Source organism: Zhongshania sp. (genome assembly GCF_041623545.1).
GTDB lineage: Bacteria > Pseudomonadota > Gammaproteobacteria > Pseudomonadales > Spongiibacteraceae > Spongiibacter.
On sequence record NZ_JBFJWS010000249.1, the window covers coordinates 1 to 4777 of the forward strand.

Consider the following 4777-nt stretch of genomic DNA (forward strand, 5'->3'; position numbering starts at 1 on the left):
CGCCTACTTACCATCAGCGTTGCGCCTAATGAGTTTTTGGCGAAAAAGTAAATCGAGTGCGCTGGAAGCGAAGTACTATTCTATGCATGGCCCGCAGTCGACAATTAGCCTGTGCCCATTGAGTCAGCGCATGAGTTATTCCGCTAATTTTTCAGCGCAGACCCCAGAGGCGATTGCCGATCGAATCCAGGACGATCATCGCTTTTCTCCTGATGCAGACATGTTGAATTACTTCATAAAGCTGTCAGAGCGCCTGTCTAAATCAGATGAGCCTCGATTGAAATCCGGTAAACGGTAAATTTCCGCTGCGCTCGCTACCAACCTTGTTTATTATGTCCCTCAGATTTTAATTTGCTGGGGTTACCGTGTCAGATATAAATAATCGTCAGGCATTTGTCACAATGCTGGGCCTGCAAGATCGTATGAATGCCAAAGTTCATCCAGATTGGATGGCACAGGGGTTTGCCTGGTATCGCGCGGCATGGATCGAGTGTGCCGAACTAATGGACCACTACGGTTACAAATGGTGGAAAAAGCAAGAAGCCGATATTGAGCAAGTTCAGCTCGAAATAGTTGATATTTGGCATTTTGGCTTAAGCGCCATGTTTAGACCTGGTGTCGATATTAATGCACTTGCGGACGAAATAGTCGACGAGCTAAGCCGCTATGAGCCTAGTGAAAAGGATGTGCTTGCCGCAACGGAGTCGCTCGCGGGCTATTGCCTAAATGAAAAATCCTTCTCTGTGTCCTTGTTTTGGGATCTTATGGCCGCCGCCCAGCTCAGCTTTGATCAATTATATAAGCAGTATGTTGGTAAGAATGTCCTTAATTTTTTTCGCCAAGACCACGGCTATAAAGATGGCAGTTATATCAAAATATGGCAGGGTGAAGAAGATAATGTGCACCTCGTGCAAATCCTCAACAGTGCCGATATTTTGTCACCGCAATTTGCGGATGATGTCTATCAAAGCCTTCTTGCTCGCTACCCCTCGGCTTAAGTATGTCCGCTGATAAAGTATCGACCTCAGCCCTCGCCAAACTGCGTGAAATTCCGGTTCAACAGTTGTTTTCGGTACTGAAAGACTATGGCTGGATCCGTAAAGCCGATGAGGGTTGGTTCTTAACCGCGAAAGGCGAGTTTGAAGGTGGCAGCTACATTAATAGCAAACGCTATGGTCGCTATATCGTATGGCCTACATCACTACTTGAGCACCCACTGCTGCAGGCGCTTGAAAGTAATAAGCTACTATCTGCAGCGGCGTTGGGGCGGGCTGAAGGGTTCAGTGGTCGTGAAATCAATCGGATGCTGGTTGATATCGCTTGGTTAAGACCTAGTCATAGAGGCTGGGAGTTAACAGAGCAGGGCGTCAAAGAAGGCGGACAGGTTTTTGAAAATCAGCAGAGTAGTTTAAGTTACGTACTTTGGCCTGAAGATATCCCGAAGCGGCCCAGTTTTAAACGTATTTTGATGTTTTGCCGCGGTGAACACCTTGCTGCCGGGGACTTGTTTTCTGGCGCCAGCGCAGAACTGCTGGCTTTAGATGGTATGGCCTGTAAAAATCACGCGCATTGGGCTATTGCGCAATGGTTGTATTTAGCCGGTTTACGTTACGCTATGTTTCGTACTTTGCCGGTTTCAGAACAGCTGATAAGTGATTTTTATCTACCAGAAAGTGGTGTGTATATCGAGTATTGGGGGCCTGACGACCATTCCGATGCGATTTCAGCGCGTATGCGCCGAGCGGAGATGTGTAAGAAGCTCGGTTTCCCTGTTCTCGATGTACACCCAGAAGATATAGCTAATTTAGACGACTACCTCTGTCGGCACCTACTAAGCCTTGGTGTCGACTTTTACTAGGGTGTTTAGCGTTAGCTAGCGATCGAGCTCTTGCATAATGGCGTTTGCCAAAGCGAGATCTTTTGCACTTAAACCGCCAGCATCATGCGTAGTAAGTGCAATACTGACTTTTTTGTAAACATTACTCCACTCGGGATGATGATCGATTTTTTCAGCACGTAGAGCAATACGGGTCATAAACGCGAAGGCGCTGATGAAATTTTCAAACTCCAATTCGATGCAAAGCTTGCCGTCTTTCAACGCCCATCCCTTGAGCGCTGTTAGTGCGTCTTTGACTTCTTGATCGGTAAGTTTAACGGTCATATCAGGCCCTTTATTGTTAGAAATACACCACATTCCATATGGTGAGTGTACGGGAACTGGTCAAACAGGGCGAAGTCATTTATCTCGTGTGTTTTTGTTAATATTTCCAAATCGCGGTGTAGGGTGTCGGGGTTGCATGAGATGTATACGATACGCTGGAAGCGTGCAATAAACTCTCGGCTCGCGGCGTCCAAGCCTGCGCGAGGCGGGTCAACAAGTACTGTATTTATCTTATAGCTATCTAAATCCACACCAGCTAAACGCCGAAAACTGCGCTCTTTATTTAAAGCCGATGTCAGCTCCTCGCTAGACATGCGCAGCACAAGGGCATTACTAACGCCGTTCATTGCAAAGTTTTCGTTGGCAGCCTTTACCGAGGTTTTGGAAATTTCGGTGGCCAGTACCTGGCGAAAATGCCCGGCCAGCGGAATGGTGAAATTACCGTTACCACAATATAGCTCGAGCAGGTCTGCTTCGGTGTTCTGCCCGCAGCGTGCCTTGGCCCAACTCACCATGTTAGCGTTTACTTTACCATTTGGTTGGGTGAACCCACCTTCGTATTGGTGGTAGGCGTAGCGCTGTCCGTCAACAGGTAACTGTTCTAATACGTAGTCGCGATCGAGCACAAGCTTTTGCTTTTTACTGCGGCCAATTATTTGAATATTGAATTGTGTTGCGAGGGCCTTCGCGGCGGTCATCCATTCGTCGTCTAAGCGCCGATGATAGATCAAGGTAATCAGCATGTCGCCGCTGAGTGTGTTTAGAAATTCGATTTGGAAAAGCCTAGTGTGTAAGACACTTTGTTCCGTTAGGGCCTGCCGCAGAGGCGCCATCAGCTCACAGATTTGCTGTGAGGCTGTGGGAAAGTGATCTATACGGACGGGGATCTTGGGTGCCGCAGGATCAAACATGGCGTAGAAAAAGGTGTCGTTTTCGTGCCAAATTCGAAATTCCGCTCGCAACCGGTAGTGCTCGGGAGAGGAAGGGTAGACCTCAGGTGTAGGTAGTTTTAGGTCGTGGAATAGTCTGCTGACCCGAGATACCTTCTCGGACAGTAATTGTGCGTATTGCCTAGTATCTAGCGGGCTAAAACTCATATTGATTCCGTGGTTGTTGCGGTAAGCCGGTATCGATTGCGCTGTTGCCAAGTCAGACTTGCCCTAGCAAGGCATTCTTCTTGGCTTAAACTAGGGCTGCGCAATTGCAGGGCGATAGCGATAGTGCCCTGAACAGCAAGGCGGCCATACTCGCTAATATCGTCATCACGCCAAGCCTTAAATAATTCGGCGGTCGCTAGGGTTTCAAGTTTTTCTTGTCGACCATCTAGCATGCGCGGCCACTCCGATTCTGCTAATAGGCCGTTGTGAACAGTTTTTACTCGGCAAGTTGCCTCTGGTTTACGCTCGGCTTCACCGGCTTCACCCTTAAACACAACCGCATGGGCCTGCCCTAATAAAGCTGCAGCTTGTTGGTGATTGTCTGCGTAGGCAGGATGAAAAATACTTTGTATGGAGTAATCTGCTGCCAATGGATTCAGGAGCCGAGACAAGGTGTGTACAGGTGAGCGCAGGCCAAATTGGGCACGCAAATCTATCATGCGTTGCAATGGCGTGGAAAAACGTCCTAGCGGCAAATAGGCGAAATTGCGACTATCTAATTTTACACTAACATCTTGCCAGTTACTGGCGCATGACTCGCCGAGCGCATCGAGCACTTGTTCACTGTAAACTCGGTCGGCGGTATGGCCTGCAGCGCCGTGCATAAACACACGCAAACCACTATCCGCCAAGGCGAGTGCGGCGAGCAAATACCAAGGCTGTTGGCGTCGTTTGCCGGCGTAACTTGCCCAGTCTATATCGACCTTAATTTCTGGCGGATTGAGGGTTTCGCGAATTGCGCGCACAAATCCCGCTAGCTCTTCGCAGCTTTCTTCTTTAACCCGCAGCAGCATAAGAAAGGCCCCTAGCTGCACGTCTTCAACCTCGCCTCGCATAATCATACCCATGGCGGCATAGGCTTCGTCATTGCTGAGCGAACGCGATCCGGTTTTGCCTTTACCGAGAATGCGAACATATTGCGCAAAGGGGTGTTCGATCATAGTGTATTTAACTCGGATTGATTTACAGGCAGTTGTCGGGGCGGGGCAGCCCGGCAATTTTACTGAGTAACTTCGCCGGACTGTCGGGAAAGTGCGTAAGAAAATACAGGCTATTCCCTTTTTCTGCGCCGAGCTCTAGTTTGGCGTATTTTATCAGGGGCCGCATCGCGGGGGACAGGCCAAATTGCTGATAATAGCGCTGAACAAGATGAATTAGCTGCCAATGGCTGTCGGCAAGCTCGATACCGGCGTTCGCGGCAAGCGCATCTGCTACGGCGGGGGACCAGTCTTTGAGGTCTTTCAGAAAGCCATCCGCGTCAGTGGCGATACGACAGCCATTTACGGTTATGTCAGCCATCTCACCAGCTCAAGCAGTGATGGTGTTGGGCGCAGAGGGCTACAAAGCCTGAGTAGTCGATCGGCGTTACCGCTGAGATAGGACGTATCCCCCTGCGATCCAAATCGTCGCACAATGCGCAAATGCTAATATCATGGTGCTGGAGTGTAATTTGAGTTGC

General features: G+C 49.2%; 8 protein-coding genes. 3 read left to right on the forward strand and 5 right to left on the reverse strand.

The window, feature by feature from the left end; genetic code table 11:
- The 3 genes from ABYT30_RS15650 to ABYT30_RS15660 all read left to right on the forward strand — a co-directional run.
- A partial coding sequence (locus ABYT30_RS15650) for a hypothetical protein (protein WP_373097428.1) occupies positions 1–298 on the forward strand: 298 nt, incomplete at its 5' end.
- A gap of 67 nt (positions 299–365) precedes the next feature.
- Entirely contained in the window at positions 366–998 is a 633-nt protein-coding gene (locus ABYT30_RS15655) for a dUTP diphosphatase (protein WP_373097429.1), read from the forward strand.
- 2 nt (positions 999–1000) lie between these two features.
- The gene (locus ABYT30_RS15660; RefSeq protein ID WP_373078061.1) at positions 1001–1858 is read left to right on the forward strand and encodes a hypothetical protein; all 858 of its coding nucleotides are present in this window, start codon (positions 1001–1003) and stop codon (positions 1856–1858) included.
- A gap of 15 nt (positions 1859–1873) precedes the next feature.
- On the opposite strand, the gene ABYT30_RS15665 is transcribed toward ABYT30_RS15660, so the two are convergent.
- The 5 genes from ABYT30_RS15665 to ABYT30_RS15685 are packed head-to-tail and all read right to left on the reverse strand — an operon-like array spanning position 1874 to position 4768.
- Complete coding sequence (locus ABYT30_RS15665; protein ID WP_373097430.1) at positions 1874–2161, reverse strand: 4a-hydroxytetrahydrobiopterin dehydratase; 288 nt, start codon at positions 2159–2161, stop codon at positions 1874–1876.
- Positions 2158–3258, reverse strand: coding sequence for a tRNA (uridine(54)-C5)-methyltransferase TrmA (trmA, locus tag ABYT30_RS15670; protein WP_373097431.1), 1101 nt, complete (start codon positions 3256–3258; stop codon positions 2158–2160). Before trmA ends, ABYT30_RS15665 begins: the two co-directional genes overlap by 4 nt.
- The gene (locus tag ABYT30_RS15675; RefSeq protein WP_373097432.1) at positions 3255–4259 is read right to left on the reverse strand and encodes a glycosyl transferase family protein; all 1005 of its coding nucleotides are present in this window, start codon (positions 4257–4259) and stop codon (positions 3255–3257) included. The genes trmA and ABYT30_RS15675 overlap by 4 nt, the downstream gene beginning before the upstream one ends.
- A 22-nt stretch (positions 4260–4281) precedes the next feature.
- Complete coding sequence (locus ABYT30_RS15680; protein ID WP_373097433.1) at positions 4282–4617, reverse strand: TusE/DsrC/DsvC family sulfur relay protein; 336 nt, start codon at positions 4615–4617, stop codon at positions 4282–4284.
- A gap of 1 nt (position 4618) precedes the next feature.
- On the reverse strand, positions 4619–4768 hold the full coding sequence (locus ABYT30_RS15685) for a DsrH/TusB family sulfur metabolism protein (RefSeq protein ID WP_373097434.1): 150 nt from the start codon (positions 4766–4768) through the stop codon (positions 4619–4621).
- Positions 4769–4777: the final 9 nt, after the last annotated feature.

Excerpts from the sequence above, each read along its gene's own strand:
- ABYT30_RS15660 (WP_373078061.1), top strand. The coding sequence starts at position 1,001 with ATGTCCGCTGATAAAGTATCGACCTCAGCCCTCGCCAAACTGCGTGAA.
- ABYT30_RS15665 (WP_373097430.1), bottom strand. The coding sequence starts at position 2,161 with ATGACCGTTAAACTTACCGATCAAGAAGTCAAAGACGCACTAACAGCG.
- trmA (WP_373097431.1), bottom strand. The coding sequence starts at position 3,258 with ATGAGTTTTAGCCCGCTAGATACTAGGCAATACGCACAATTACTGTCC.
- ABYT30_RS15675 (WP_373097432.1), bottom strand. The coding sequence starts at position 4,259 with ATGATCGAACACCCCTTTGCGCAATATGTTCGCATTCTCGGTAAAGGC.
- ABYT30_RS15680 (WP_373097433.1), bottom strand. The coding sequence starts at position 4,617 with ATGGCTGACATAACCGTAAATGGCTGTCGTATCGCCACTGACGCGGAT.